Genomic DNA, 26,437 nt, shown 5'->3' on the forward strand with positions numbered 1-26,437 from the left:
ACTCGATCTCGTTCGCTCGACCGGTCCGACTCATTCGAACAGATCGGGCTCGGTCCGGACGATCTCCTCCCACAGCGGCTGGAACGAGAACCAACCGGCCAGCGGGAAGCCGGTCTGCTCGCGGGTGTAGCGGGCGGCCTCCGGGGCGATCAGGCGGGGCGTGCCGGCGGCCTCGGCGAGCAGCTGGGCCTGGGCGCTGCGCTCCATGGAGACGAACCACCAGGCTGCCTCGTCGACCGACTCGCCGACGGTGAAGATGCCGTGGTTCTGGTGGATGACGGCCTTGTGGGACCCCAGGCTCGCCGCGAGCTGGCGGCCCGACTCCTCCTCGATGACCACCGCTCCCGCGTCGTCGCGGTGCACGACGTGCTGCTCGTACACGGCGCAGGCGTCCTGCGTGATCGGGTCCAGCGGCCGGCCGAGGCTGGCGAAGGCCTTGCCGTACAGCGCGTGTGCGTGGCAGGCGGCGACGATGTCGGGGCGGGCGGCGTGCAGGGCGGAGTGGATCACGAACCCGGCCCGGTTCACCGGTCGCTTCCCGTGGCGCACCTGTCCTTCGTGGTCGACGAGGATCAGGTCGGAGACCCGGACGTGCCGGAAGGACATCCCGAACGGGTTGACCCAGAACATGTCGGGGAACTCCGGGTCGCGCACGGTGATGTGGCCCGCGACCCCCTCCGAGAAGCCGAGGCGCCCGAAGACCCGGCAGGCGCCGGCCAGCCGCTGCTTGCGGTGCTCGCGCTCGGCGTCGGGGTCGTCGAACACGGGCGGGAGGTTGAGCTCCAGCTCTTCCTGCTGGGGGATGAAGGCGCTGCGCACGGCGCCTGCGGTGGGGGCGTTCTCCATGGTGGGGCCCTTCGTCTCGACGTAATGCATCCGCTGGACGCAAACAATGCGGCCGGTGGACGCAAAACGCAAGGGGGTCGGAGCGGGAAGGGGGCAACCTCTGCGTACGCTGCGGGGATTCCTAGGGCTTTCTTAAGAACGCCGCCGAGGGGCCCGTGCCGCCGTGACGCCGACCTACTCTGAGCCTCCGCATCGACCGGCGGCCGCCCCGAGGGGTCCGCCGGCCCCCTCCCCGTACTTCCGCGAGGTGCCCACCCATGAGCTCCGGCCGCCCCCAGTTCACCCGATCCGTCCCCGGGACCCGAGCCGAGCGCCGCAACCAACGGCAGCGACGCCGGCGCGTGCAGGCGGCGCTCGGTGCCGGCCTGCTCGCCGGCACGGCGATCGTCGCCGTGGTCGTCGCGGGCGAAGGCGGCGACACCACCGGCACGTCGCGCACGCTGCTGATGAACGAGGGCGCGGCCGACCCCGCGCAGGGGGCGGACCCCGGGGCGGGCGCACCGGCGGACCCGCTCCCGGCCCCCTCGGACACCGTGGACGCCACGCCGGCCCCGAGCCCGACGCCGTCGGCGACCCCCACGAGCGCGTCGGCCCCGTCGACGCGTACGACGGGCGAGCGGCCCGCGGCCGGCACCGGCACCGGCGGAACGAAGTCCGGCGGCGACGGCTCCCGGAGCAGGGCCGGCGACAAGGGCAGCGACAAGGGCGGCGACAAGGACAAGGGCTCGGCCGGGGGTTCCGGCACGGGCGGCGGCGGGGCCGGCTCCGCGGACGACGCGGAGGGCACCGTCATCAGCCTCGTCAACGACCATCGCGCAGAGGCCGGCTGCGGCCCCCTCAAGGCCGACACCGACCTCACCCGGGCCGCCCGCGCCTACAGCGCCACCATGCGCAAGGCGGGCGTCCTCTCGCACACCGGCCCGGACGGCTCCACCATGACCAGCCGCATCGAGGCCGCCGGCTACGCCTGGAGCGGCCTGGGCGAGAACATAGCCCAGGGGCAGCAGGACGCGGCGGCCGTCGTCGACGCCTGGATGCACAGCCCCGGTCACCGCGCCAACATCCTCAACTGCAAGTTCACCGAGATAGGCGTCGGCGTGGACCGCGGAACCGGCGGCCCCTGGTGGACCCAGGACTTCGGCACGCCCCGCTGAGGCGTGGACCGAGTCCCGGTCGTCGTCCGGTCCGGGTGAGGGCTCCGGTCCCAGGCGTTCGTGCACGCACGTCCCGACGCGCTCCCGGCCCGCCTCGCTGACCCACGAGTCACGCCTCCGACTCGCGGCACAGCGACCGGAATGTCCGGTCTTGTGTACTAGGATCCGCCGCTAGCGTCACTCGATCGACCGTTGCTCACCCCGTCGATAGGAGGCCCCGATGATCGGCGTGCTCGTGACTTTCAAGCAGACCGAAAAGTTCGATCGTTCGGCCGTCGCAAAGATTGCCGGCGAACTCCGCGGACCGTTCGAAGGCATGGCCGGCCTTCGCTTCAAGGGCTTCATGCTCGACGAAGAGGGCGGCCAGGCCAGAAACTTCTACGTGTGGGACGACGAGGGGAAGGGCCGCTCCTTCTTCACGGCGGAAATCGTCGAGAAGGTGACGGGCATCTACGGCGTCCCGCCCGAAGTCCAATTCTTCGACATCGTGGCGTTCGTCGACAACGCCGGCGCCTGAGGCGCTGCTCGCCGTCGACGATACGAAGGAGGAGGCCCCTGCCTCCTCATCCGGGCAGGGGGTGGCCCCCCGCCCGGCGGCGGCCGGTACGGCGGTCCGCGGACGGGCCGTTGCGGTCCGTGGGGCGGGCGCCGGCCAGGGCGAAGGCCACCCGGACCCGGGCCCCGCCCATCGGTGCCCGACCGATCTCCACGGGTTCCACGGCCGAGCGGCCCGCGATGTCCAGGCCCAGCCCGGAGGACCCGCCGACGCTCACCCCGCGGGTGCGGGCCCGGTCGGGCCGGGCGACACCCGGGCCCGCGTCGTCCACCGTGAGGACGACGCGGTCCTCCGTACGCTCCACCCGCACCCCGAAGGCCGTGCCCTGCGGGGTGTGCCGGAAGACGTTGCCCACCAGCGCGTCGAGCACCGCGGCGACCTCGTCCTCCTCCACCCGCACCGGCGTGGGCCGCGGCGTGGCGTACCGCTCGCAGGAGCGGCCCTGCTGCTGGGCGAGCACGGACCAGAACTCCATGCGCTCCAGCACCACCTCGGCCAGGTCGCACCCGGCGTGACCGCCGTACCGGGACGTCCGGGCCGACCCGGCCTTCGTGGCCGCGCCCGCCGGCGCGGCGGCCAGCGGGGCCCGCGCCGTGGTGATGATCTCGGTCAGCTGCTCCTCCAAGGCGCCCACCGCGACCGCGATACGGCGCCCGTCCGGCGTCCCCTCCAGCCGCTCGGCCTCCAGGAACAGCGCCGTCAGCGGCGTGCGCAGCCGGTGCGACAGGTCGGCGACCAGCTCCCGTTCGAGCGCCAGCAGCCGTACGACCCGGTCGGCCATCGTGTTGAAGGCGGCCCCCGCCTCCTGGAGCTCGGGCGGCCCGTCGGGCTCCACCCGGACCTCCAGGTCCCCCGACCCCAGCGCCAGGGCGGCCTCGGACAGGCTCCGCGAGGAGCGCACCACCCGCGCGCCCAGCCGGTCCGCCACCAGGACGGACCCGCCGACCAGGCCGGCCGCGACGAGCAGCATCACGCCCCAGGAGGCCAGGACGCCGCGTTCGAGCTCCTCGCCCGGCACGAAGGCCTCGACCACCGCGACCCGGTCCGCCGGCAGGACCACGGGCTGGAGGTAGACCCAGCCCTCGGGCACCTCCAGGGCCACCGTCGCGCGGTCGCGCGCCGCCCCGTCCAGTGCCTCCGCGTCCGCGTGCAGGACGCCGACCTTGCCGCCGTCGGGCAGCCGGACGGCCAGCCGGCCGGCCGGGTCCAGTTCGAAGACGGCCTGCCGGACCTCCTGCGTGCGGGTCGTCAGGGCGAGGACGGGGGAGAGGGCGGCCGCCCGCTGCTCGGCGGCCGTCGTCACGCGGTCCCGCGCCTGTTCGCGTACGAGCATGGCCAGCGGGATCAGGAAGGACAGGGCGACCATGGCCGTGGCCGCCAGGGCGATGCCGGTGAGCGTGCGTCTCACGGGGCGCTGACCAGCTTGATGCCGATGCCCCGCACGGTGTGCAGGTACCGAGGACGGGACGCCCGTTCGCCCAGCTTCCGGCGCAGCGCCGACAGGTGGACGTCGATGGTCTGCTCCTCCAGGTACGGCTGGCGCCAGACCTCGCTCAGGATGCGCTTGCGGGAGACCACCTGGTCGGCGTGCTCGGCCAGGTACGCCAGCAGGTCGAACTCACGCCGCGTCAGCAGCAGCTCGGTGCCGGCCAGGTGCGCGGTGCGGGCGGTGCGGTCCACCGTGAGGTCCGCCACGCGCAGGACGTCCCGCCGACCCGCGGCCGGATCGGCCGGGGCCTGGGAGCGGCGCAGCACCGCCGCGATCCGGGCGGCCAGCTGCCCCGCCGAGTAGGGCTTGACCAGGTAGTCGTCCGCGCCGGAGTTGAGCAGCCGGATGATCTCGGCGTCGTCGTCGCGCGCGGTCGCCACCAGGATCGGCACCCGGGACACGCCGCGGGCCATGCGGAGCACGTCCAGTCCGCCCAGGTCGGGCAGTCCGAGGTCGAGGACGACGATGTCCGGACCGCCCTCGGTGATCTCGCGCAGCGCCTCGAACCCGTAGGCGGTCGAGCGGACGGTGTGGTCGTGCGCGCTGAGTGCCTCGATGAGGGCGGTGCGTATGACGGGGTCGTCCTCGACGACCAGTACGGAGGCCATGGGCAGGCACGTTAGCGCGTCCGTCACCATGGTGTCGTGCCCCGCCTCCTGCGCTACCTGATCATATGGCTGACCTGTACGGCCGCCAGCGTCGCCGCCGTGACGCTCGCCGCCCGCTTCGTCGTCGGCTCCACCCGCCCCACCGCGCCCGTGGCGCAGTCGGCCCAGGAGGACATCTCCGCCGATTCCGCCGCCACGCCGTCCGGCACCCCGGCCGGCCCCTCCGCCACGCCCACGCCGGATCCGGGACCGACCGCCCGGCCGGCGGCCGTGCGGACCCCGCCGCGGGCCACCCGCACCCCCCGCCGGACGGCCGCCCCCGAGCGGAGCACCGCGCCCTCCGCGAAGCCCGATCCGGACTGCGCGCGCGGGGGATGGGGCACGCACACCGTGCCGTCCGAGGGCGGCCGGGCGACCGTGCGCTACGGCAGCAAGGCCGTGTGCCTGATCTCGGCCGTCCCGCAGCAGGGGTTCAGCGTGAGCACCCGCCAGAGCAGCGCGCAGACGCTGGTCGTGACGTTCACCAGCGGCACGCACCGGTCGGAGATCACCGCCACCGTGACCCCCTCGGCACGGGCGAGCGTCCGCGAGGAGTCCGTGCGCTGACGGTCCCGACCCGCCGTACCTCCCACGATGCGGCATTTCGTCGGGATCGAAACCATGGCCCGTCCAAGGGCTTCCTTAGGGCTTCTTGAAGAACCGCCACCAGGCCCCCGAACAGCGGATTTCCTCCCTATGTTCGTGCCCGGCGACAGCGGTCGAGCGCTCCGCCCGGCCTCCCGGCCGGGCCGCGCTCCGCCGGACGCCGCGCCCTGCCCCGGCCCCTTGCGCGCCGGTACGGCCGGGTCCCGCAAGTCACAGACCCATGTGAGGTGGCACCACCATGAGTTCTCGTACGCCCGGATCCTCCGCCCTCCCCAAGCGGACGCTGCCCCTGCTGCTGACCGCCGGCTTCGCCGTCACCGCCCTGACCGGGTGCGGCGGATCGGACTCCGCGGACGCCGCGAACAACGCGGGCGCCGTGGTCGCCGAGTCCTCCTCCCGCGCCGCCGACGCGGCCACCGGCGCCGACGCCGCGGCCGCCCCGGTCGGGTCCGAGGCCGCCCCGGCCGCCTCGGAGAAGGCCTCCACCGCCCCGGCGGCCGCAGCCTCCGTGCCGGCCCGCCCGGCCGCCAAGCCGGCCGCCTCCGTCGCCCCCGCCGCGCCGAAGCCCGCGCCGAAGCCCCGCAGGACCAGCGCGCCCGACCCGAAGCCGACCTCGGGCGGGGGCGGTGGGGCGCCGGAGCGCGGCTACCCCTCCGGCAACGGTGACAAGGCCGTGGCCGCGGCGCTCAAGGCGGCCAAGGCCGACGGCAAGGCGGTGCTGCTCGACTTCGGCGCCAACTGGTGCGGCAACTGCAAGGCCGCCGACAAGGCGTTCGCGACGTCCTCGCTCACCGGCATCCTCAACGACTCCTACCACCTGGTGAAGGTGGACATCGGCAGTTCGAACTCGGACAACTTCTCCCTGCTGCGCAAGTACAGCAGCGGCGGCGGCAGTTACAAGATGCCGGTGCTCATCGTGGTGTCGCCCTCCGGCGACGTCCGTACGGACACCCACGCGACCGGCAACCCGAAGCTCACCGTCGCCGGCCTGAGCACCTTCCTGCGCGCGTGGGCGAAGTGAGACCGCGGTACGCGCGGGCGTTCGGCGCGGGCCTGCTGTCCACGGCGGTCCTGCTCTCCGTGGCCTCGTGCACGGGCGGGGACGACGGCCGCGCCGCGGACGTCCCCACCGCCTCGTTCAGCGAGAACGGCGTCGCGGTCACCCTCCGCGTGACCGGCTGGGACGGCGCACACGGCACACTCACCGCCGACTTCGTCCCGCAGGAGAAGGGCTTCCACCTCTACAGCGTCGACCTGCCCGCGCAGGGCGTCGACGGCATCGGACGGCCCACCGCGCTCGCGGTCCACGGCACGGTGCGCCCGCACGGACGGCTGACCGCCGACGTGCCCGTACGGAAGATCCACAGCCCCGGCACCGACGCGCTGCTGCCCGTCTACCCGGACGGACCGGTCACGACCACCCTGCCGCTCACCGCGGACGGGTCCGGCGCGGGCTACGTCTCGGTCGGCTACGCGCTGTGCAACGCCACCGAGGGATGCCTGATCCCCGTCCAGGACCACCGCGTCCCGCTCGCCGTCACCGACGACGGCATCGCGTTCACGCAGGCCGGCTGACCGGCGGAGGAACGCGCCCGCTCCGCAGGCCGTCCCGGCACCGCACCGGCCGCACCGCCCCGCACCCGTGGGCGCACCGGTCCGCACCACCGCCGGGACGGCCGCACCTCCCCGCTCCTCCTGCCGGCACCGCCCCTCGCCGGCCCCCGCACGAAAGGCGCCGCGTGCCGCGTCGTACCTCCCTCGCCCTCCCGCTGCTCGCTCTCGTCGCCGCCCTCCTCGTCGGCGGCTGCTCCCCGGACGCCCCGGCCGACGCCCGGGCGGCCCACCGGCCGACGGTCCTGGCCGCCGCCGACCGCCTCCCGGCCCCGGAGCTCGCCGGTCCGGACGTCGGCGGCGGCACCCCGACCTCCCTGGCTTCCCACCGCGGCCACGTCGTCGTCGTGAACATCTGGGCCTCCTGGTGCGGCCCCTGCCGGGCCGAGGCCGGGGCCCTCGAAGAGGTGCGCGGTCGGACCGCCGCCTCCGACGTGCGCTTCCTCGGGATCAACACCCGCGACCCCGACGTCTCGGCGGCCCGCTCCTTCGTGGCCGCCCACGGACAGCACTTCCCGAGCATCCACGACCCGCGCGGGACCCTCCCCCTGCGCTTCCCGGCCGGCACCATCAACCCGCAGGCCGTACCGGCCACCGTCGTGATCGACCGGCAGGGGCGGATCGCCGCTGCCACCTCGGGCCCGGTCACCGCACCGGACCTGACCGCCCTGCTCGACACCGTCCTCGCGGAGCCCTCGTGACCGCCGTCCTCCCGGCCGCCCCCCAGATCCTCGGCCACCCGGTCCTGGCCGCCGCCGCGGACGCGGGCGGCACGAACCTCCTCACCGGCACGCTCCTGGTGGCCACGCCGGTCGCCGTGCTCGCCGGGCTCGTGTCCTTCCTGTCGCCGTGCGTCCTGCCCCTGGTCCCCGGCTACCTCAGCTACGTCACCTCCCTCTCCGTCGCCGACCTCGCCGAGGCGCGCGCCGGGCACCGGGGCCGGATGGCCGCCGGCGCACTCCTCTTCGTCAGCGGCTTCACCGCGGTCCTGGTCTCCGGCGGGGCGCTGTTCGGTTACTTCGGCCGGACCCTGCTGATCTACCAGGACCCGATCTCCCGGGTGCTCGGCGTCCTCACGATCCTCATGGGCCTGGCCTTCACGGGACTGCTCCCGGGCTTCACCCAGCGGGAGTTCCGCAGCCACCGCCGCCCCACCCTCGGCCTGCTGGGCGCCCCGCTCCTGGGCGTGGCCTTCGGCGTCGGCTGGACCCCGTGCATGGGTCCCACCCTGGCGGCCGTCCAGGCCCTCGCCTGGAACGAGGCGAGCGCCGGGCGGGGCGCGTTCCTCATGGCGGCGTACTGCCTGGGCCTGGGGCTGCCGTTCGTGCTCGCGGCCCTGGCGTTCCGACGGGCGCTGGGCGCGTTCGGCTGGGTCAAGCGCCACTACGTCTGGGTGCTTCGGGTCGGCGGCGGCCTGCTCGTCCTGGTCGGCGCACTCCTGGCGAGCGGGTTGTGGGGCGACCTCGTGTACGACCTCCAGCGCTGGACCGCCGACACCACCGCCGCGCTCTGACCGGGCCCGGCACCCCGGGCGGGACGCCCCTGGGCCGGACGGGTGGACCCTGCGGCCGCCGCGGTACGCGGGGGCGCCCGCCCGGGTACGGCAGCGCCGTGACAGCCCTTCAGCTCACCAGCCCCGCCTTCGCCGACCACGCCGAGATCCCCCGCCGCCACAGCGGGGAGGGGGACGACGTCTCACCCCCGCTGGCCTGGACGGCCGCTCCCGAGGGCACCGCGGAACTGCTGCTCCTGTGCGAGGACCCCGACGCGCCGCGCGGCAGCTTCCTGCACTGGCTCGTCACGGGCATCGACCCGTGGACCGGCGGCGTGGAGGAGGGTGCCCTCCCGCACGGCGGCAAGCCCTGGCCCAACGGCTTCGGAAGGCTCGGCTGGGGCGGCCCGATGCCGCCCCCCGGCCACGGCCCGCACCGCTACTTCTTCCGCCTGTACGCCCTGTCCCACCCCGTGCGCCTCCCGGAACGCCCCACCGTGGACGCCGTGCACGGCGCCGTCCGGGACCTCCAGCTGGCCAGCGGCACCCTCGTCGGCACGTACCAGCGCATGTAGCGGGGTCTTGACGCGCCGTCACCGCGGTCCGGCTCCGCGCCCCGGCCCGGCCAGGGGCGCAGCGGGCACGTCCGGGTGGCCGAAACCGACTGGCACCATGCCGAGGACGCGCCCGGCGCCGAGCTGTGGGAGCACCTCTTCGCCGCCCTCACCGAACTCGACGTGTACGGCTTCTGAGCCGGGGCGGCCGGGGCGCCGCGCCGGGGGTTCCCGGCCGGCCGCCGCCGTACGGTCGCGCCCGGCCGGGCCCGCCGCCGTACGGTCGCGCCCGGCCGGGCCCGCCGCCGTACGGTCGCGCCCGGCCGGGCCCGCCGCCGTACGGTCGCGCCCGGCCGGGACGCCGTGGTCGTACCCCGCCGGGCCGTCCGGGCTCCGGCCGGGGATCCTGGAGGGGAGGCGGCAGCCGCGCGGGACCGGGCGGCAGAGCCGGCGACCGCCGGAGACGGAGGCTGCCATGGACACCCCCCACCCGCCGCACGCGCCCGTCCCCGGGCCCCTGACCTGCCTGGTCACCGGCGCCACCGGATACATCGGCGGACGCCTGGTGCCCGAGCTGCTGGACGCGGGCCACCGGGTCCGCTGCCTGGCCCGGGCGCCCGAACGGCTGCGCGACCACCCCTGGGCCGGCCGCGTCGAGGCGGTCCGCGGCGACGTCACCGACGCCGCCACCACCGCCGCCGCGCTGCGCGGCGTCGACGTCGCGTACTACCTGGTCCATTCGCTGACGACCGGCCCCGACTTCGAGGAGCGCGACCGCGCCGCCGCCCGGACGTTCGCCGACGCGGCGCACGCCGCCGGCGTACGGCGCATCGTGTACCTGGGCGGACTCGTCCCGGGCGGCGAGCCGGCCCGGGACCTCTCGCCGCACCTGCGCTCCCGTGCCGAGGTCGGAGAGATCTTCCTGCGCGGGCCCGTCCCCGCCACCGTGCTGCGCGCCGCCGTGATCATCGGCTCGGGCTCGGCTTCCTTCGAGATGCTGCGCTACCTCACCGAGCGCCTCCCGGTCATGGTCACCCCGAGCTGGCTGGGCACCCGCGTGCAGCCGATCGCGGTCCGCGACGTCCTGCGCTACCTGGTCGGCAGCGCCGACATGGCCCCGGAGGTCGACCGCGCCTTCGACATCGGCGGCCCGGACGTCCTCACGTACGAGGAGATGATGCACCGGTACGCGGCGATCGCCGGACTGCCCCCGCGGTTCATCGTGCGGGTGCCGATGCTCACTCCACGCCTGTCCAGCCTCTGGATCGGACTCGTCACACCCGTCCCGCCCGCGCTGGCCCGACCGCTGGCCGAGTCCCTGCGCCACGAGGTCGTGTGCCGGGACCACGACATCGCCCGGCACGTGCCCGACCCGCCCGGCCACCCCGTCGGCTTCGACCGGTCCCTGGAGCTGGCCCTCCAACGCGTGCGCGAGGCGAACGTGACCACCCGCTGGTCCAACGCCTCGCTCCAGGGCGCCCCGAGCGACCCGCTGCCCACCGACCCGGACTGGGCGGGCGGCAGCCTCTACACCGATCGCCGGTCCCGCGACACCGCCGCCGGTCCGGGTGAGCTGTGGCGGATCATCGAGGGCGTCGGCGGCGAGAACGGCTGGTACTCCTTCCCGCTGGCCTGGGCGGTGCGCGGCTGGCTCGACCGCCTGGCCGGCGGCGCCGGCATCCGGCGCGGCCGTCGTGACGCGGCCCGGCTGCGGGTGGGGGACTCGCTGGACTTCTGGCGGGTGGAGGAGATCGAGCCGGGCCGACTGCTGCGCCTGCGGGCGGAGATGCGGCTGCCGGGGCTGGCCTGGCTGGAGATGTACGTCGACCCGCACGCGGTCCCGGACGGCCCTGCCGGCGCCGAGGGCCCGCCCGGTGTTCGGACCCGCTACCGGCAGCGGGCCCTGTTCCACCCCCGCGGGCTGCTGGGCCACCTCTACTGGTGGAGCGTGTCCCCGTTCCACGCCGTCGTGTTCGGCGGCATGGCCCGCAACATCACCCGGGCCGCGGAACGGCTCGCCGCGCAGGAGCCGCCGGCCGGCTGACCGTCCGGGGGCCGGCCCGGGCACCCCCGGCGCGCACACGTACGGGGTGACCAGGAAGGATGGCCCGGACGCCGTCCTGCGCGCCCTGGCCGCCGCCCGCCGGTCCGCGTAGCGGCCGCGGCGGGTCCCCCGGCCTCCGGACCAGCCTGCCCCACCCCGTCAAGAGCCTCCCCCACTCACCGGCCTGCCGCGGCGCAGGTGTCCCGTCCCCCCTGCGGGGACAATGGAGCCATGGCCTCCGAGACACCCCGAGGTGTCCCCGGGCCCGGCACCGCGCGGCCCGCCGTCACGGACGGGGCGGACACGGAGGGGGCGGACACGCGGCCCGGCCGCTCGGCCGGCGCAACGGCGGCCGCCGGCCCCGGCGAGCGCGACGAGCGCCTGGCGCGGTGGCTGCTGCGCTCGATGCTCGCCGACCCCGGACACCTGCCCGAGATCCTGGCCTCGTTCGCCTCCCGCCGGCTCGGCGGCCGCGCCGCCCGTACGGTCGCCAAGATCCGCGCCGAGCACCCGGACGCGGACCCCGACCAGCTCCGCAACCTGGTGATCGGCCGCGGCCGGCGCGTGGTGGTGACCGAGGGCGCCTTCGTGGGCGGACCGTTCATGCTGCTCATCCCGTTCGCGTTCTGCGCCGCCCTGCTGGCGCAGCTGCGCATGGCCCTGGAGATCGCCGCGGTGGCCGGCCGCGACGCGGCGTCCCCCGACCGCACGGCCGAGCTGCTGGTGATCCAGGGCGCCCACCCGGACGTCCCCGCCGCCCGTGCGGCGCTCGGCGCGATGGCGGCCCGCACGGACGCCGCCGGCGGCCGCTCCGCGGACCGGCGGCCGTCCGGGGCCGCCGCGCTGTGGACCACGGTCCGCCGCATGGCGTACCTGCTCGGACTGCTCGGCCCGAGCGGGAAACCGACCCGGACGCCGGTGAAGGTGGCCCGCTGGGCGTTGGTGATCGCGGTGGTCGTCGTGGGGTTCGTCGCCCCGCTGGTGTGGCTGCCGTACCTGGGGTTCTCCTACCACCGCTCGACGGGCCAACTGGCGGAGCGCACCGTCGACTTCTACCGGTCGGAGGCGGCGGGCGGGACCTGGTCGGTACCGGAGGCCGTCGGCGACCTGCACGCCGTCGCCTCGGACCCCGGGATGATCGCGGCGGTCGTGCGCGCCGCCGCCTCGCTCCTGTTGCCCCTCGGGGCGCTCGCCCTGGTCGTCGTCGCCGACCTGAGGGACTCGCGCTGGCCCGTCCTCGCGGTGTCGGTCACGGGCCTCTCGCTGGCCGTCGGCGCCGTCTGGTACCTCCGCCGGCACCGGCGCTCCGGGCGCTGACGGAACCGCTGACGGGAACAGCGGAGGCGAGGAGTTCGTCCCGTCCCCGCCATGATCAAGATATAGCGCACCGGGGGGCTTGCGGCAAGGCCCCGATCATGGTCCAGAATCTCCCGGCGAGGCCCACCACCTGCGGAAACCGCGGTCCTGCGGGGAAGGCGGGCCTCCGCCAGAGCTGAATTCGTCGAATGGGGGAATCCGATGATCGACGTGATCGTCGTAGGTGGCGGTCCGACCGGCCTGATGCTGGCGGCCGAGCTGCGGCTGCACGACGTGGCCGTGGTCGTGCTGGAGAAGCTGACGGAGCGGACCGGGCAGCCCCGGGGCCAGGGCCTGCACGCGCGCAGCGTCGAGATCATGGACCAGCGCGGCCTGCTGGAACGGTTCCGCGAGGTCAGCGGCACGTTCCAGGTCGGCGGCCTCTTCGGGGGTATCGCCAAGCCGTGGCCGGAGAGTCTGGACACGGCCCACCCGTACGGCCTCGCGATCCAGCAGCCCGTCACCGAGCGGCTGCTGGAGGAGCGCGCCCGCGAACTCGGCGCCGACCTCCGGCGCGGCCACGAGGTGTCCGGGCTGGAGCAGGACGGGGACGGGGTGACCGTCGAGCTGACGGACGGCACGCGGCTGCGCTCGCGCTACGTCGTCGGGTGCGACGGCGGCCGCAGTACGGTGCGCAGGGCGATCGGCGTCGCCTTCCCGGGCGAGCCCGCGCGGGTCGAGACGATGCTCGGCGAGACGGGGCTGGGCGAGGACCCGGCGACGATCGCAGCCGTCGTCGCGGAGGTCAACAGGACCCAGCCGCGTTTCGGAGCCACCCCGCTCGGGGACGGGACGTACCGGGTCGTCGTACCCGCCGACGGGGTCCGCGAGGACCGGACCGCCGCGCCGACCCCCGAGGAGTTCCGCCGGCAGCTGCGCGCCGTCGCCGGCACCGACTTCGGGATGCACTCGCCCCGCTGGCTGTCCCGGTTCGGCGACGCGACCCGGCAGGCCGAGCGCTACCGCGTCGGCCGGGTGCTGCTCGTCGGCGACGCGGCGCACATCCACCCGCCGACCGGCGGGCAGGGTCTCAACCTGGGGGTTCAGGACGCCTTCAACCTCGGCTGGAAGCTCGCCGCGGAGGTGGCCGGCTGGGCTCCCGACGGGCTGCTCGACAGCTACCACGCCGAACGGCACCCGGTCGGCGCCCGCGTCCTGGAGAACACCCGCGCGCAGATCACGCTGCTGGGCACCGACCCGGGGGCGACCGCGCTCCGGGAGCTGCTCGCCCGGCTGATGGACTTCGAGGAGGTCAACCGCTACGTCACGGAGATGATCACCGCGACGGGCGTCCGCTACGACCTCGGCGAGGGCCACGACCTGCTCGGCCGGCGGCTGCGGGACGTCGGCCTCAAGCGCGGCCGCCTGTACGCGCTGCTGCACGGCGGCCGCGGGCTGCTCCTCGACCAGACCGGCCGCCTGTCGGTGGACGGCTGGGCGGACCGGGTCGACCACGTCGTCGACGTCAGCGACGAGCTGGACGCTCCGGCCGTACTGCTCCGGCCGGACGGCCACGTGGCGTGGGCCGGCGACGACCAGGACGACCTGCTCGCCCACCTGCCCCAGTGGTTCGGCGCCGCCACCGACTGACCCGGCAGGGCCCCCACCCGCCCTCACCTCCCCCTTCACGTCCTCCTCACGGAATTCACACAAATTCCGGACGTGGAGGGGGAGTTGAGCCTAGCCTGGCGGTCCCGCACGGGGGTGCGGGCCGAGCACTTCCGGGGGAGGGGCGTCGATGGACGTCAGGTCAGGCACGCGTGCCCGCGCATTCGTGGTGGGCTTATTGGGACTCGCGCTGCTGGGGGGAACGGTCTCCGCCCGGGCGGCCACCGACCGGCCCACCCCGAGACCGGCGGCGGAACCCGCCGCCCCACCGCGCCACTCCCCACCGCCCGCGCAGGGCCCGGCCGCCCCCGACACGGGCGCGACCGCCACGAACAACGCCGTCTACGCGTACGACGCGACCGGCCGCCTGGTCGGCGTCACCGACCCCGCCGGTGAGACCGCCCGCTACCGCTACGACGCCGCCGGCAACCGCCTCGCCGTCGACCGCTACCGCTCCAGCACCCTGTCGGTGCTCTCCCTCGTGCCCCCGCGGGCCGCCGCCGGCGCCCGCGTCACGCTCTCCGGCACCGGCTTCTCCACCACCGCCGCCTCGAACAAGGTCACCCTCGGCGGCAAGGCCGCCACCGTCACCGGCGCCACCCGCACCCGCCTGGTCGTGAAGGTCCCCACCGGCGCGGGCGGCGGCAAGGTCGCCGTCACCGTCGGCAGCCGCACCGCCACGGCCCCCGAGACGTTCGCCCCCGCCGGAAAGGGCCCCGTCCTCAAGGCCGTCGAGCCGCCGGCCGGATACCCCGGCTCCGCGGTCGTCCTGCGCGGCTCCGGGTTCTCGACCGTGACCTCCGACAACGTGGTCCGCTTCAACGGCCGGCTCGCCCAGGTCACCGGCCGCACCGCCACCACCCTCACGGTGAAGGTCCCGCCCGGCGCCACCACCGGCCTCGTGCAGGTCACCACCCCCGACGGCCGGGCCGGCTCCGCCAACCCCTTCAACGTCCCGTACACCGGCAGCGGCGAGGTCGAGTCCAGCACCACGACGTCCTTCACGGACACCACTCCGCCCCTGGTCAAGGTCGTCAACGGCGGCAACCTCACCGAGGTCCGCTTCGACGCCAAGACCGGCGACAGCGCCTCATTCGGCCTGACCGAGTCCACCTTCCGCTCCACGGTCAACGCCGAACTGCGCGACCCCAACGGCAACCAGGTCGGCTACACCGCGTTCCTCTACGGCACCGCGCCCCGCTTCTCGGCCTCCGACCTCCCCCTCACCGGCCGCTACAGCCTGCTCCTCGCCCCCGGCAGCCGGGACACCGGGCAGGCCCGCGTGACCCTCTCGCGCCCCGTGACCGCCCCGAAGCTCACCACCACCGGCGCGCCCACCACCGTGACGCTCACCCGGCCGGGCCAGGAGGCCCGCGGCTCCTTCGTCGCCGCCGCCGGCACCAGCCTCAGCCTCGGCGTGGCCAACAGCCTCTCCGAGACGGTCAAGGTCTCCGTGATCGCCCCCTCCGGCGCCTCCGTCGTCCGCGACACGTACGTCTACAGCGGGCGCAACGAGGGCCTGACCCTGCGCGACCTGCGCGAGACCGGCACGCACACCGTCACCGTCGTGCCCACCGGCGCGGTCACCGGCACCGTGGGGCTCACCCTGTCCTCCGACCTGACCACCACGCTCAAGCCCGGCGCCGCCGCGCTCACCAAGAGCATCGGCCGGGTCGGCCAGCACCTGAGCGCCACCTTCACCGCCGGCACCGCCCCGCTCAGCTTCGCCGCCACCGGCAGCACCGTGCCCCAGTCGGTCGAGTTCACCCTCTTCGGCCCGGAGTACCCCAGCGGACGCTACCTCGGCACCATCGGCGCCAACGGCGGCGACGTGTTCCACCTCGGTCGCCTCACCCCGGGCGGCACCTACAAGCTGACCGCGACCCCGTACCAGGGCGCCACCGGCTCCCTCACCCTGTGGCTGAGCGAGCCCGCCCGGATCGGACCGCTCGTCGCCGACACGGTCAGGACCGGCACCACCACCCGCCCCGGCCAGCCGCTCGTCTTCACCGTCAAGGCCCGGGCCGGCGACGGCGCCTCGGTACGCCTGGGCGCCCCCGGCACCGGCTACTCCCGGATCTCCTTCCGGCCCCCCGGCGCCACCACCGACACGTACGTCGCGACCACGAACAACGAGTCCGAGGTCAACCTGCGCGCCCCGATGGCCGCCGGCACGGCCGAGGTCACCGTCCAGCCCGAGGACGCCCTGTCCGGCAGCACCACCGCCGTCCTGCGCCCCGACGCCCTCGGCGGCACCCTCACCGTCGGCGGCGCCCGCAAGAGCGCCGCCGTCGCCGCCGTCGGCCAGAACGCCCGCTACACCTTCGACGGCACCGCCGGACAGCGCCTCACCCTCGACATCGGCGCCTCTCCGTACTACTGGTACCTGTCCGTCTGGGGCCCGGACGGCCGCTGGCTCCTCGACGAGCGGTACGTCTCCGACACCGCCACCTCCTCCACCCTGCCCGAGCTGCCCGCTACCGGCCGGTACGTCCTCACGGCCGCGCCCTACGACGGCCGCACCGGCACCTTCACCCTCGGCCTGAGCACCACCCCGGCGGCCGCCGTGCACCCCGCGCCTGGCAAGGCCGCCCCGGCCGCGGCCCCCGCCCCGGCCGCGCCCCGCGCCGCCGAGCCCGCCGGCCCCGACGTCTGGCGCCCGGGCAAGGACCAGCTCGCGGGCCGCGACTGGACCACCCGCCGCGGCCCCGCGCCGCACGCCCCGAGCCCGCTGCCGGCCCCGGCCGGCACCACCGCCCTGACCGGACTCGTCCTGACGCTCGACGGCCACCCGCTGCCCCGCGTCACCGTCCGGGCCGACGGCAAGACCTCCCGCACCGACGCCCAGGGCCGGTTCCTGCTCGCCGGCATCGACCCGCACACCACCACCGTCACCGTCGACGGCGCCACCGCGAACACCGGCGCCCGCCACTACGGCCGCTACGACATCCGCGTGCACCCGCGCGCCGGACAGCGCACCGACCTCGGCTTCCCGGTGTGGATGACCGCCCTCGACACCGCCCACACCACCCGCTTCGCGGCCCCGGCCACCCGCGACGTGGTGCTCACCACCCCGCGCATCCCCGGCCTCGAAGTGCGCATCCCCAAGGGCTCGGTGGTCCGCGACGAGAACGGCCGCGTCGTCACCGAGCTCGGCATCACCGCCATCCCGCTGGACCGGGCCCCGTTCCCGCTGCCCCGCCGCGGCGTGGTCCCCGTCTACTTCACCGTCCAGCCCGGCGGGACGTACGTGTTCCCCAAGGGCGCGCAGATCGTCTACCCGAACTACACCCACGAACCCGCCGGCACCCGCGTGGAGTTCATGGACTACGACCCCAAGGGCAAGGGCTGGCACGTCTACGGCTACGGCCGCGTCTCCGCCGACGCCAAGCAGGTCGTCCCCGACCCCAAGACCCGCGTGTGGTCGTTCCACGGCGCCATGTTCAACACCGGCGACCTGATGCCGTTCGACACCTCACGCATCAAGGACGCCGTCGACTGGCTCTCCGGCGACCCCGTCGACCTCGCCACCGGACTGCTCACCGACGCCCGCACCGACCTCGCCGTCTCCGGTGACCTCGGCACCGCCGAGGTGTCCCGCACCTACTGGCAGGGCGACACCCGCAAGCGCGCCTTCGGCATCGGCCGCGACCTGTCGTACAACGTCTTCCTCCACTCCGAGAAGCAGTACCAGGAGGTCGACCTCTACCTGCCCGGCGGCTCCAAGGTGCACTTCGTGCGCACCTCGCCCGGCACCTCCTACAGCGACGCCGTCTTCGAACCCCTCGACTCGCCGGCCGCGTTCCGCGGCACGAAGATCGTCCAGACCGGCACCTGGGACCTGAAGTTCCCCGACGGCAGCACCTGGGTCTTCCCCTGGTACTCGCCCCTCAAGGAGATCCGCGACCGGTTCGGCAACAAGACCGTCCTGACCCGCATGGACAGCGGCTCCAAGGGCCCGGTCGTCCGCGTCGACATCCCCGGCGGCCGCTGGATCAAGTTCACCCACGACGCCGAGGGCCGCGTCACCGGCGCCCGCGACAACGCCGGCCGCAAGGTCACGTACACCTACGACCCGGTCGGCCGCCTCGCCACCGTCACCGACCCGGCGGGCAGGACGTCCACCTACACCTACGACGGCACCACCAACCGCATCACCCAGGCCACCGACGCCCGCGGCATCACCTACCTGAAGAACACCTACGACGCCGAGGGCCGGGTCACCCGGCAGACCCTCACCGAGGGCGCCGCCTACGGCTTCACGTACCGCAAGAACGCCGCCGGCCGCATCGTCGACACCCGCGCCAAGCAGCCCGACGGCACCGTCCGCCGCGTCGAGTTCGACGACTCCGGGTACGCCGTCGCCGACACCCTCGCGTACGGCACCGCGCTCGCCCGCCGCACCGTCCTCACCCGCGGCGACCACCACCGCGTCGACGCCGTCACCGACCCCTTCGGCCGGCGCACCGCGTTCACCTACGACGCCCACGACAACATCACGTCCACCACCGAGCTGGCCGGCACCCCGAACGCCCGCACCGTCGCCAGGACCGTGTTCGACGGCCCGAACGACCTGCCCACCGCCGTGACCGACGCCCTCGGCCACACCGCCCGCCTGGCCTACGACGACCTCGGCAACCTCACCAGGTCCACCGACGCCGCAGGCCGCGCCACCGTCTTCACCCACCTGCCCACCGGCCAGGTGGAGACCGTGAAGGACCCGTCCGGGACCGTCACCCGCTTCACCTACCGGGACGGCGAACTGAGCGCGGTCACCGACGCCGCCGGCGCCACCAGCACCCAGTACCGCGACGCCGCCGGCCGCCCCGTCCTGCTCACCGACGCGGCCGGCTCCCGCACCCGCGTGGCCTACGACAGGCTCAACCAGACCACCTCGGTCACCGACCCGCTCGGCTCCCGCACCTCCTTCACCTACGACAAGAACGGCAACACCACCGCCCTCACCGACGCCCGCGGGAACACCACCACCTGGGCGTACGACACCGCCGACCGGCCCACGTCGGCCACCGATCCCCTCGGCGCCAGGGCCTCCTTCGTGTACGACAAGGCCGGGCGGATCACCGAGGCCGTCAACCGGCTCGGCCAGAAGGCCACCTCCGAGTACGACGCCCTGGGCCGCACCACCAAGGTCACCGAGGCCGGGGCCGGCACGACGACGACCACGTACGACGCCGTCGACCTCCCGTCGAAGATCACCGACACGGCCGCCGGCACCCAGTCCTTCACCTACGACGCCCACGACCGGGTGACCGCCACCACCGGCCCCACCGGCAAGGTCACCTACACCTACGACGCCGCCGACCGCCGCACCGGCATGACGGCCGCCGGCACCACCACGACGTACACCTACGACACCTCCGACCTGCTCACCGGCCTCAAGACCGGCACCGAGCCGATCACCTTCACCCTCGACAAGGCCGGCCGCGAGAAGACCGCCGCCCTGCCCGGCGGCATCACCCGCACCACCGGCTACGACAAGGCCGGCCAGATCGCGACCCTCGCCTACACCCGCGGCACCGCCCAGGTCGGCGACCTGAAGTACACCCGCGACGCCCGCGGCCTCCAGACCGCGCTCACCGGCTCCCTGGCGAGCGTCGCCCTGCCCGCGGCGGAGTCCGGCTCGGCCTTCGACAAGGCCAACCGCCTCACCACCTTCGCCGGCCGCTCCTTCACCTACGACAAGGAGGGCCGTCTCACCGCCGACGGACTGCGCACCTACCAGTGGAACGGCCGCGACCAGCTGACCGGCCTGACCAAGGGCGGCAAGAAGTCCACCTTCGACTACGGCCCCCTCGGCGACCGCGTCGCCGCCGACATCGGCGGCACCGAGCGGAAGTTCCTCACCGACGGCAGCAACCCGCTGGTCGAGCAGACCGGTTCGGGCGGCACCGCCGCGACCGTCGCCACCAGCGGTGTCGACGAGTTCCGCACCCGCACCGCCGGCGGCAGGACCCAGGTCTACCTGACCGACGCCCTCGGATCCGTCGTCGGCCTGGCCGACGCCGCGGGCAAGGTCACCACCCGCTACACCTACGACCCGGGCGGCACCGTCACCCGCAGCGGCGCGGCCACCACCAACCCGTACACCTTCACGGGCCGCGAGGCCGACGGCACCGGGCTCATGTACTACCGGGCCCGCTACTACGACCCGCAGACCGGCCGGTTCCTCTCCCAGGACCCCGCCGGACACGAAGGCGGCAGCAACCTCTACCAGTACGCGCTGTCCTCGCCGACCACCTACACCGACCCCTCCGGCAACTTCCCGCTGCTCGCCGGCTGCCTCGTCGGAGCCGCCGTCGACGCCGCCGTGGACTACGGCGTCCAGCGCCTGTCCGGCCGCAAGGTCGACTGGGGCCAGGTCGGGACCTCCGCCCTCACCGGCTGCGCCATGGGCATGCTCGGACCGCTGCTGTCCGGCTCCAAGTGGCTCAAGCGGGCCGCCGAGGTGTGCCGCGCACCCAACAGCTTCACCGCGGGCACGCCCGTCCTGATGGCCGACGGCACCACCGAGCCGATCGAACGGGTCCGCACCGGCGACCGCGTGTACGCGGCCGACCCCGAGACCGGCGCCGCCGGCGCCGCCGAGGTCACCACCCTCATCCGCGGCACCGGCGACAAACACCTCGTGCACGTCTCCGTCCGGGCCGCCGACGGCACCGGAGCCACCGTCACCGCCACCGCCGAACATCCCTTCTGGCTCCCGGAGTACCGGGTCTGGGCCGACGCCGAGGACCTGCGCCCCGGCGACCTGCTGCGCACCGCCGGGGGCACCGAGGCCCGGGTGGCCGCGGTCCGTGCCGAGGAGCGGCCGGCGACCGTGTTCAACCTGACCGTGACCGGCCCGCACACCTACCACGTGCTGGCCGGCGGCACCCCGGTCCTGGTGCACAACAGCGGTTGCGGACCCATCCGGGCCTCGGTCGCGGCCCAGGACTGGGCCAACAAGGGCGCGCACCTGCACGTCGGCGGCGCCGAGGTCCGCGTCTTCCCCAACCACGCGGGAGGGATCGGCGCCGAGGCCATCCGCCTCAGCAACGGGACCGCGAGCCCCAAGCAGGTCCAGGCCGTCCTGGACGCCCTGCGCACCGACGTCCGCCTGCGCACGGACCTGATCAGCAAGGCGACGTCCGCGCGCAACAGCATGGCGATGGGTGACTGGGGAGCGAACGCGATCGGCCGGGCGGCGGAGATGAACTTCCTCATCAAGGCCCTGGGGAGGATGTGATGACCGGGCTCGACTTCCTGCGGGACGTCTGCCGGGACGGCCGCATCCTCGATGTCGGGCCCGACGCCGGCCCCGACGCCTGGGCGGCCGCGCTCGGCGCGGACCACCTCGAGGACGTCCGGCGCGGGCGGATGCGGCGCGACCACGGGCTGGTGGAGCTGTCGTTCGCCGAGGAGGGCCACGGCCGGTGGCGGTGCCTGGCCGCCTCGGTCCAGGTGCACCGGCTCGCGCACGCCGCCGAGGGGGCGACCGGACCGCTCGTACCGGCCCCGCTGGCCCGGGCGTACGGGAGGTTCGCCCCCCGTACCCCGCTCGCGGAGCTGACCGGTGCGCTCGCGGCGGAGGGCGTGCGGATCGTCCCGCTGGACGACCCCTCCGCGGCGCCGTTCACCCGGTGGCGGGTCCCCGCCACGGGCGCCCTGGTGACGGCCCTCGGCGCCGACGCCCACGAGGGCGACGGCGTGGGGCCCGGGGACGTGTGGTCGGTGTCGCTCGTGCGGCGGCCCACCGGCGAGGGGGCCCGCGGATGAGGCGGCGCACCGTGCTCGCCGGCCTGCCGGCCCTGGCCACGGCCGGTGGCGCGGCGGGTGCGGCCCTCGGTGCCGCCGGCTGCGCACCGGCCGCGGGGAGCGCCGCCACCGTGGCGCTCCCGCCCCAACTGCGGGGCGCCGAGCCCCCGGTGGCGGCCGAGCTGGTCGCCCTGGACACCGTCCACGGCCGGCCGCCCGGCCGCGCGGAACTGGCCGCCCTCGCGGCGGCGGTCGGCGCGGCCGAGCCGGACGGGGGCGGTATCGCCCTCGGCGCGGCCGCGTTCGGCCCGGCTGCCGCCGGCGGGGACGGGCGGGGGAGCGGCACGGGAGGGAGCGGCGGCACGGGAGCGGGCGGCGGTACGGAGGTGCGGCCCCGCCGACTGCGTGACATGCCGGCCTTCCCGGGCGACCTCCTCGACCCGGCCCGCACCCACGGCCAGGTGCTCGTGCAGCTGGGCGGGCGCGACCCCGCCCAGGCCCGGGAGCGGGCCGCCCGGGTGCTGGCGGCACTGCCCGGCTGGCGCCCGCGCTGGCGGGCCGCCGGCCACCGGCCCGACAGCCGGGTCGTCGACGGCCGCGGCCTGGCCCGCAACCCCTTCCACTTCACCGAGGGCTTCGGCAACCCCGACGGCGAACGGGCCACCGCCGAGCGCACCCTCGTCCGCCCGGGCGACGGCGAACCGGAGTGGGCGGCCGGCGGCAGCTACCAGGTCGTGCGCCTGGTGCAGATCGCCGCCGAGCTGTGGGACCGCGACAGCCTCGCCGCACAGGAGCGGGTCATCGGCCGCCGCCGTGACGGCCGGTGGCTGGACGGAACCCCCGCCACCGAACGCCCCGACTTCGCCGCCGACCCGGCGGGACGCCGCACGCCGCTCGACTCCCACGTCCGCCGGGCCGCTCCGGACCGCCGCCGTCCGCCGCCCCTGGTCCGGCGCAGCTACAGCCACCCCGAGGGCCTGCTCTTCTCCTGCTTCCAGCGCGACCCGGTCACCGGCTTCGAGGCCGTCCAGCACCGCCTCGCGGGCGAGGCCATGGCCACGTACCTCCTGACCGTCGGCGGCGGCTACTTCTTCGTACCCCCGCCCGGCGACACCTGGCTCCGGGCCTTCGCCTGAGCCGACGGACCGCCCCGACCTCACGGGCCGGACCACCCGCATCACCACCACTGGGGGGAGATTCCCTTGTCATCTCGTCCGACCGTGCGTCGCGCACATCCGAAGAGGCCGGCGGTCCGCCGGCGGCGTTGGGCCGCGGCCCTCGCGGTCGCCGTCCTGGCCGTCGCCGCCGGGACCGCCTCGGCCGACACCCGTCCGGCGGCCACGTCCGCGACGGTCGTGCTCGCCGACGGCGGCAGCGACCTCTCCGCGGCCGATACACCCTGCTTCAAGAAGTCGATCCCGAACTGCGCCAGTTCCGACCCGAACGTGGCGTTCAAGATGACCAGCAACGGCGACACCAGCGCCTGCACCTTCTCCTTCAAGGCCACCTGGGGCGACGGGGCCACCACGTCCTTCGACTTCAACGGGGGACCGAACGGAAGCACCCTGGCACCGGTGAAGCACGAGTACACCAAGCCGAGCCCGTTCCTGGCGCCCAAGAGCTACACCATCGCGTGGACGGTCACGGTCCGGTCGGGCGCCACCTGCCACGACAGCTCGGGCACGCTCGGCTACGTCCGCACCTGTACCGCCAAGGCGCTCAGCGGGTCCCCCTGGGTGGCCCGGTTCCCGACCCGGACCAGTACGGCCGACCTGGCGGACGGGTTCCGCGGTGACGTCGACGCGTTCGTCCGGGCCATGCGCGGCGGCGGCATCTCGGTCACTCCGGAGGCCACCCGCCGCCCGGTGCAGCGGGCGTACATGATGCACTACGCCTGGCTGATCTGGAAGAAGCAGATCTCCGCGGACAAGGTGCCGGCGTTCAAGCCCGCCAAGGGGCAGGCCGGGGTCGACATCTGCTGGCAGCACACCGACGCGAACGGCACGTACGACAAGGCCGCGTCCCTCGCCGCCGCCACCGCGATGGTCAAGGCCTTCAAGATCACGGGCCTGAAGGTGGCACCCTCCCTGACCAGCCTCCACGTACGCGGGCTCGCGATCGACATGAGCACCACCTGGTCGGCGCGCAGCATCACCGTGACCGACCACTCCGGTCGCCGGGTCACCATCGCCACCACGCCGCACTCCGGTCTGAACACCAAGCTCATCGCGGTGGGGCGCACCTACGGCGTGATCCACTACTCGCCCAGGCCGTCCGACGACGCCACCCACTGGTCGACCACCGGCCACTGACCCCCGCTCCGCGGCCGGCCGGCGTCCCCCGGCCGCCGCCCCGCCGATCCGCGGCCCCCGGTCCCGCGTCAGGAGGCCGTGGCCGCGTACCGGTCCAGGTAGTCGCGCAGGTACGGGGCGAGCGGGCCGTCGGCGTCGCTCTCGTGCAGGTACGACCACAGCTCGTTCTCCACGACGAACCGGCAGGCGAACTCCTGGAACGTCCCGGCGCACCGGAGCAGCGAACCCGCCGCCGCGTCCCGGAAGGCGGCCGCCCGCTCGCCGTCGAGCCCCTCCGCGTACGCGAAGTCCGCCGGCGAGCAGACCACGAACGCCTCCCCGGACGGGCGCAGGTACAGGTACCACAGGACGCAGTCCTGCTGGTCCCGCAGGAACCGCACGAGCCGGGCCCCGTCCTCCACCGGGCTGCGCAGCGGCCGGGACAGGTCGCTCCAGCAGGCCGTCACCGACACCTCGTCGAACGCGCCGCACAGGCGCGCGCTGCCGTAGAACGTGCGGAAGTCCGCGGGCAGGCGCAGTCCCAGGGGCGCCAACTCCGCCTCCAGCGCCGCCAGGTGCGCGGCGTGCCCCGAAGCCCGGTCGCCCGGCCCGCCGAGCCACCCGAAGCCGCCGTCGAGAAGGGCGGGGTCCAGGACGGGCAGGCCTTCCGACGAGTAGACCTCGTAGGTGGATCCGCACGGCCGGTAGGGACCCAGGTCGGTGGCGCACCAGCCGGTGGGCAGGTCGACGGGCGCGGTGGTGGATGCGGGCATGGGATCCCCCCTGGATCGTGCCGGTTCAGCGGTACGGACACATCCTCGCGCCCCCCACTGACAACCGGTCGCCGCCACCGCGACGGCGCCCCGCTACCGCCCCCCGTTCCCGCCGGCCGCCTCGCCGGGGTCGTCGCCCGGACCGTCGCCGGGGTCGCCCTCCGGTCCGTCGGGCAGCGTCTCGTCCGCGGCACCGCCCTCGCGCTGCGGCCGCCGCAGCAACTGCTTGTGCAGCCGCTGGCTCATCGCCGAGGCGGCCGCCGTCAGGAACACGAAGCTGTAGAGGATCTGGACGAGCGTCAGACCGCGGGCGGTCTGCCCGGTGGGCACGATGTCCCCGTACCCGACCGTGGCGAGCGTGACGACGGTGAAGTAGAGGGCGTCCAGCCGCGTCGAGAGCGAGTTGAACTCGCCGGGGTGCTGCGCGAGGGCGTGGTACGCCGCGGCGAAGACGAGGACGGTCAGGAGGATCAGCAGCGCGATGAAGATGCCCGGCCGGGTGCCCGGCCGTTCGGTCACCACGTTGCGGATCTGCCGCAGCAGCAGGGCGGCCACGGCCGTGAGCGTCGCCACGAGGACGGTCCAGCTCACCCCGGCCCGGTGCGGCCCCAGCGCGTCGATGGGCAGCAGGAAGTACACGATGATCATCACCGCGGCCACGGCGGCGGCCGTCGGCCGGCGGTGCGTCCAGCGCCGTCTCGTCATGGCGCGCCGTCCTGCGCGCAACGCCGGACGCGTCCGGCCGGCACCGCGTGCGGGGCGGCTGAAGGCGGTCCGGGGGCCGGGCTCGCGAGGGGGTGGGCGCTCACCGGTGTCCTTCCGCGCGGGGGGGTACGGCAACCACAGGAACGACCTCCCGATCATGACCTCCACCCCGGCCCCCCGCGATCGCACCGGGTCGTTCGGGTGAAGCGCAGGCGGCTGCGGCTGCGCCTGTCCCGGCCCCGGCGGCCGGTCCACCGGCGTCCCGGCCGCCCCGGGGGGCGTACGCACGACACCCCGCCGCCCGGCCCTGGGCCGAGCGGCGGGGTGCCGGGCGTGCTGCTAGCGTCGAAGGGCGGGGCGGCCGACCGCCGTCGCGCAGGCCCGGGCGAGGTGAGGAGAGCCCATGGACGCTGCACAGGCCCGTCCGCCCACGGCCGGTCGCCGTCGACGACGCCCGCGCCTCATGCCGGCAGCCGTGCTCGGCACCGCCGCCGCGCTCGCCCTGCCGCTGGCCGCGTCCGCACCCGGCGCCGCGTCCGCCCCGCCGCCGCGCGTGACCGCGTCGCCCAGCGCGACACCGGCGGGCACCGTGGTGGTCGTCGACTGCTTCGCCAAGCCCCAGGTGCGGCCCGCGGACTTCCTCCTCGCCTGCGGCGACGGCAACAACCGCCTGACCGACCTCCACTGGACCGGCTGGGGCCGGCAGACCGCCACGGCCACGGGCACGGACATGGTGAACGACTGCGTGCCGTACTGCGCGGCCGGCAAGTTCCGTGCATATCCGGTCACCGTGACGCTGAGCGTCCCCCGGCCTTGGCCGTCCCAGCCCGGCACCCCGCACTTCACGAAGCTCAGGATCGTCTACACCGACACCGCACCCGCACCCCTGCCGCACGAGGTGACGTACGACCTCTGGAACTGACCCGGGCCCGCGACCCCGGCGGTGGACA

Annotated in this window: 21 protein-coding genes; 16 read left to right on the forward strand and 5 right to left on the reverse strand. The window is 75.0% G+C overall.

Translation table 11 applies throughout. The annotated features are described in order from the left end of the window. Positions 1 to 30: 30 nt before the first annotated feature. Positions 31 to 846 (reverse strand): class II aldolase/adducin family protein, encoded by an 816-nt coding sequence (locus ACIQCH_RS10305; protein ID WP_402580185.1) that lies wholly within the window; start codon positions 844 to 846, stop codon positions 31 to 33. Between the two features lie 257 nt (positions 847 to 1,103). Here ACIQCH_RS10305 and ACIQCH_RS10310 point away from each other — a divergent pair, with 257 nt between their 5' ends. Together ACIQCH_RS10310 and ACIQCH_RS10315 are read left to right on the forward strand one after the other, a co-directional pair. After that, the gene (locus ACIQCH_RS10310; RefSeq protein ID WP_402580005.1) at positions 1,104 to 2,000 is read left to right on the forward strand and encodes a CAP domain-containing protein; all 897 of its coding nucleotides are present in this window, start codon (positions 1,104 to 1,106) and stop codon (positions 1,998 to 2,000) included. Between the two features lie 220 nt (positions 2,001 to 2,220). Then, positions 2,221 to 2,517 (forward strand): hypothetical protein, encoded by a 297-nt coding sequence (locus ACIQCH_RS10315; RefSeq protein ID WP_402580007.1) that lies wholly within the window; start codon positions 2,221 to 2,223, stop codon positions 2,515 to 2,517. A gap of 46 nt (positions 2,518 to 2,563) precedes the next feature. On the opposite strand, the gene ACIQCH_RS10320 is transcribed toward ACIQCH_RS10315, so the two are convergent. Both ACIQCH_RS10320 and ACIQCH_RS10325 read right to left on the reverse strand, forming a co-directional pair. Beyond that, on the reverse strand, positions 2,564 to 3,964 hold the full coding sequence (locus ACIQCH_RS10320) for a sensor histidine kinase (protein WP_402580009.1): 1,401 nt from the start codon (positions 3,962 to 3,964) through the stop codon (positions 2,564 to 2,566). Beyond that, complete coding sequence (locus ACIQCH_RS10325) at positions 3,961 to 4,653, reverse strand: response regulator transcription factor (protein WP_402580011.1); 693 nt, start codon at positions 4,651 to 4,653, stop codon at positions 3,961 to 3,963. Before ACIQCH_RS10325 ends, ACIQCH_RS10320 begins: the two co-directional genes overlap by 4 nt. 36 nt (positions 4,654 to 4,689) lie before the next feature. Here ACIQCH_RS10325 and ACIQCH_RS10330 point away from each other — a divergent pair, with 36 nt between their 5' ends. The 13 genes from ACIQCH_RS10330 (at position 4,690) to ACIQCH_RS10390 (ending at position 24,030) form a co-directional block, all read left to right on the forward strand. Beyond that, the gene (locus tag ACIQCH_RS10330; RefSeq protein WP_402580013.1) at positions 4,690 to 5,259 is read left to right on the forward strand and encodes a hypothetical protein; all 570 of its coding nucleotides are present in this window, start codon (positions 4,690 to 4,692) and stop codon (positions 5,257 to 5,259) included. A gap of 277 nt (positions 5,260 to 5,536) precedes the next feature. Continuing rightward, the gene (locus tag ACIQCH_RS10335; RefSeq protein ID WP_402580015.1) at positions 5,537 to 6,319 is read left to right on the forward strand and encodes a thioredoxin family protein; all 783 of its coding nucleotides are present in this window, start codon (positions 5,537 to 5,539) and stop codon (positions 6,317 to 6,319) included. Next, positions 6,307 to 6,873, forward strand: coding sequence for a hypothetical protein (locus tag ACIQCH_RS10340; RefSeq protein ID WP_402580017.1), 567 nt, complete (start codon positions 6,307 to 6,309; stop codon positions 6,871 to 6,873). The genes ACIQCH_RS10335 and ACIQCH_RS10340 overlap by 13 nt, the downstream gene beginning before the upstream one ends. A 164-nt stretch (positions 6,874 to 7,037) precedes the next feature. Continuing rightward, positions 7,038 to 7,610 carry a TlpA family protein disulfide reductase gene (locus tag ACIQCH_RS10345; protein WP_402580019.1) on the forward strand — a complete coding sequence of 191 codons (573 nt, stop codon included), beginning with the start codon at positions 7,038 to 7,040 and terminating at the stop codon, positions 7,608 to 7,610. Then, on the forward strand, positions 7,607 to 8,422 hold the full coding sequence (locus ACIQCH_RS10350; protein WP_402580021.1) for a cytochrome c biogenesis CcdA family protein: 816 nt from the start codon (positions 7,607 to 7,609) through the stop codon (positions 8,420 to 8,422). Before ACIQCH_RS10345 ends, ACIQCH_RS10350 begins: the two co-directional genes overlap by 4 nt. 98 nt (positions 8,423 to 8,520) lie before the next feature. Continuing rightward, positions 8,521 to 8,976 carry a YbhB/YbcL family Raf kinase inhibitor-like protein gene (locus ACIQCH_RS10355; RefSeq protein WP_402580023.1) on the forward strand — a complete coding sequence of 152 codons (456 nt, stop codon included), beginning with the start codon at positions 8,521 to 8,523 and terminating at the stop codon, positions 8,974 to 8,976. A 454-nt stretch (positions 8,977 to 9,430) separates the two neighbouring features. After that, positions 9,431 to 10,999: an SDR family oxidoreductase gene (locus tag ACIQCH_RS10360; RefSeq protein ID WP_402580025.1), complete on the forward strand. Its 1,569-nt coding sequence runs from the start codon at positions 9,431 to 9,433 to the stop codon at positions 10,997 to 10,999. Between the two features lie 231 nt (positions 11,000 to 11,230). Further along, positions 11,231 to 12,316 (forward strand): hypothetical protein, encoded by a 1,086-nt coding sequence (locus ACIQCH_RS10365; RefSeq protein ID WP_402580027.1) that lies wholly within the window; start codon positions 11,231 to 11,233, stop codon positions 12,314 to 12,316. A gap of 201 nt (positions 12,317 to 12,517) precedes the next feature. Beyond that, entirely contained in the window at positions 12,518 to 13,945 is a 1,428-nt protein-coding gene (gene rox, locus ACIQCH_RS10370; RefSeq protein WP_402580029.1) for a rifampin monooxygenase, read from the forward strand. Between the two features lie 196 nt (positions 13,946 to 14,141). Further along, a complete protein-coding gene (locus ACIQCH_RS10375; protein WP_402580031.1) occupies positions 14,142 to 21,209 on the forward strand; it encodes an RHS repeat-associated core domain-containing protein in 7,068 nt (2,355 codons plus the stop codon). Then, positions 21,209 to 21,739, forward strand: a complete 531-nt coding sequence (locus ACIQCH_RS10380) for a hypothetical protein (RefSeq protein WP_402580033.1) — start codon at positions 21,209 to 21,211, stop codon at positions 21,737 to 21,739. Before ACIQCH_RS10375 ends, ACIQCH_RS10380 begins: the two co-directional genes overlap by 1 nt. Continuing rightward, positions 21,736 to 22,854, forward strand: coding sequence for a Dyp-type peroxidase (locus ACIQCH_RS10385; RefSeq protein ID WP_402580035.1), 1,119 nt, complete (start codon positions 21,736 to 21,738; stop codon positions 22,852 to 22,854). The genes ACIQCH_RS10380 and ACIQCH_RS10385 overlap by 4 nt, the downstream gene beginning before the upstream one ends. 84 nt (positions 22,855 to 22,938) lie before the next feature. Further along, positions 22,939 to 24,030: a hypothetical protein gene (locus ACIQCH_RS10390; protein WP_402580037.1), complete on the forward strand. Its 1,092-nt coding sequence runs from the start codon at positions 22,939 to 22,941 to the stop codon at positions 24,028 to 24,030. Between the two features lie 68 nt (positions 24,031 to 24,098). Here the strand turns inward: ACIQCH_RS10390 and ACIQCH_RS10395 are convergent, their stop codons facing one another. Then, positions 24,099 to 24,782, reverse strand: coding sequence for a hypothetical protein (locus ACIQCH_RS10395; protein WP_402580039.1), 684 nt, complete (start codon positions 24,780 to 24,782; stop codon positions 24,099 to 24,101). 93 nt (positions 24,783 to 24,875) lie between these two features. Further along, positions 24,876 to 25,487, reverse strand: coding sequence for a potassium channel family protein (locus ACIQCH_RS10400; protein WP_402580041.1), 612 nt, complete (start codon positions 25,485 to 25,487; stop codon positions 24,876 to 24,878). Positions 25,488 to 25,890: 403 nt separating this feature from the next. On the opposite strand from ACIQCH_RS10400, the gene ACIQCH_RS10405 reads away from it, so the two are divergent. Next, positions 25,891 to 26,409 carry a hypothetical protein gene (locus tag ACIQCH_RS10405; RefSeq protein WP_402580043.1) on the forward strand — a complete coding sequence of 173 codons (519 nt, stop codon included), beginning with the start codon at positions 25,891 to 25,893 and terminating at the stop codon, positions 26,407 to 26,409. Positions 26,410 to 26,437 lie beyond the last annotated feature (28 nt).

Source organism: Streptomyces sp. NPDC093225, from assembly GCF_044753805.1.
GTDB lineage: Bacteria > Actinomycetota > Actinomycetes > Streptomycetales > Streptomycetaceae > Streptomyces.

What these genes read in the sequence shown, in the direction of transcription:
- ACIQCH_RS10385 (WP_402580035.1), top strand. Translation starts at nt 21,736, where the DNA reads ATGAGGCGGCGCACCGTGCTCGCCGGCCTGCCGGCCCTGGCCACGGCC.
- ACIQCH_RS10400 (WP_402580041.1), bottom strand. Translation starts at nt 25,487, where the DNA reads ATGACGAGACGGCGCTGGACGCACCGCCGGCCGACGGCCGCCGCCGTG.
- ACIQCH_RS10360 (WP_402580025.1), top strand. Translation starts at nt 9,431, where the DNA reads ATGGACACCCCCCACCCGCCGCACGCGCCCGTCCCCGGGCCCCTGACC.
- ACIQCH_RS10310 (WP_402580005.1), top strand. Translation starts at nt 1,104, where the DNA reads ATGAGCTCCGGCCGCCCCCAGTTCACCCGATCCGTCCCCGGGACCCGA.
- ACIQCH_RS10365 (WP_402580027.1), top strand. Translation starts at nt 11,231, where the DNA reads ATGGCCTCCGAGACACCCCGAGGTGTCCCCGGGCCCGGCACCGCGCGG.
- ACIQCH_RS10380 (WP_402580033.1), top strand. Translation starts at nt 21,209, where the DNA reads ATGACCGGGCTCGACTTCCTGCGGGACGTCTGCCGGGACGGCCGCATC.
- rox (WP_402580029.1), top strand. Translation starts at nt 12,518, where the DNA reads ATGATCGACGTGATCGTCGTAGGTGGCGGTCCGACCGGCCTGATGCTG.
- ACIQCH_RS10325 (WP_402580011.1), bottom strand. Translation starts at nt 4,653, where the DNA reads ATGGCCTCCGTACTGGTCGTCGAGGACGACCCCGTCATACGCACCGCC.
- ACIQCH_RS10395 (WP_402580039.1), bottom strand. Translation starts at nt 24,782, where the DNA reads ATGCCCGCATCCACCACCGCGCCCGTCGACCTGCCCACCGGCTGGTGC.
- ACIQCH_RS10405 (WP_402580043.1), top strand. Translation starts at nt 25,891, where the DNA reads ATGGACGCTGCACAGGCCCGTCCGCCCACGGCCGGTCGCCGTCGACGA.
- ACIQCH_RS10335 (WP_402580015.1), top strand. Translation starts at nt 5,537, where the DNA reads ATGAGTTCTCGTACGCCCGGATCCTCCGCCCTCCCCAAGCGGACGCTG.
- ACIQCH_RS10305 (WP_402580185.1), bottom strand. Translation starts at nt 846, where the DNA reads ATGGAGAACGCCCCCACCGCAGGCGCCGTGCGCAGCGCCTTCATCCCC.
- ACIQCH_RS10315 (WP_402580007.1), top strand. Translation starts at nt 2,221, where the DNA reads ATGATCGGCGTGCTCGTGACTTTCAAGCAGACCGAAAAGTTCGATCGT.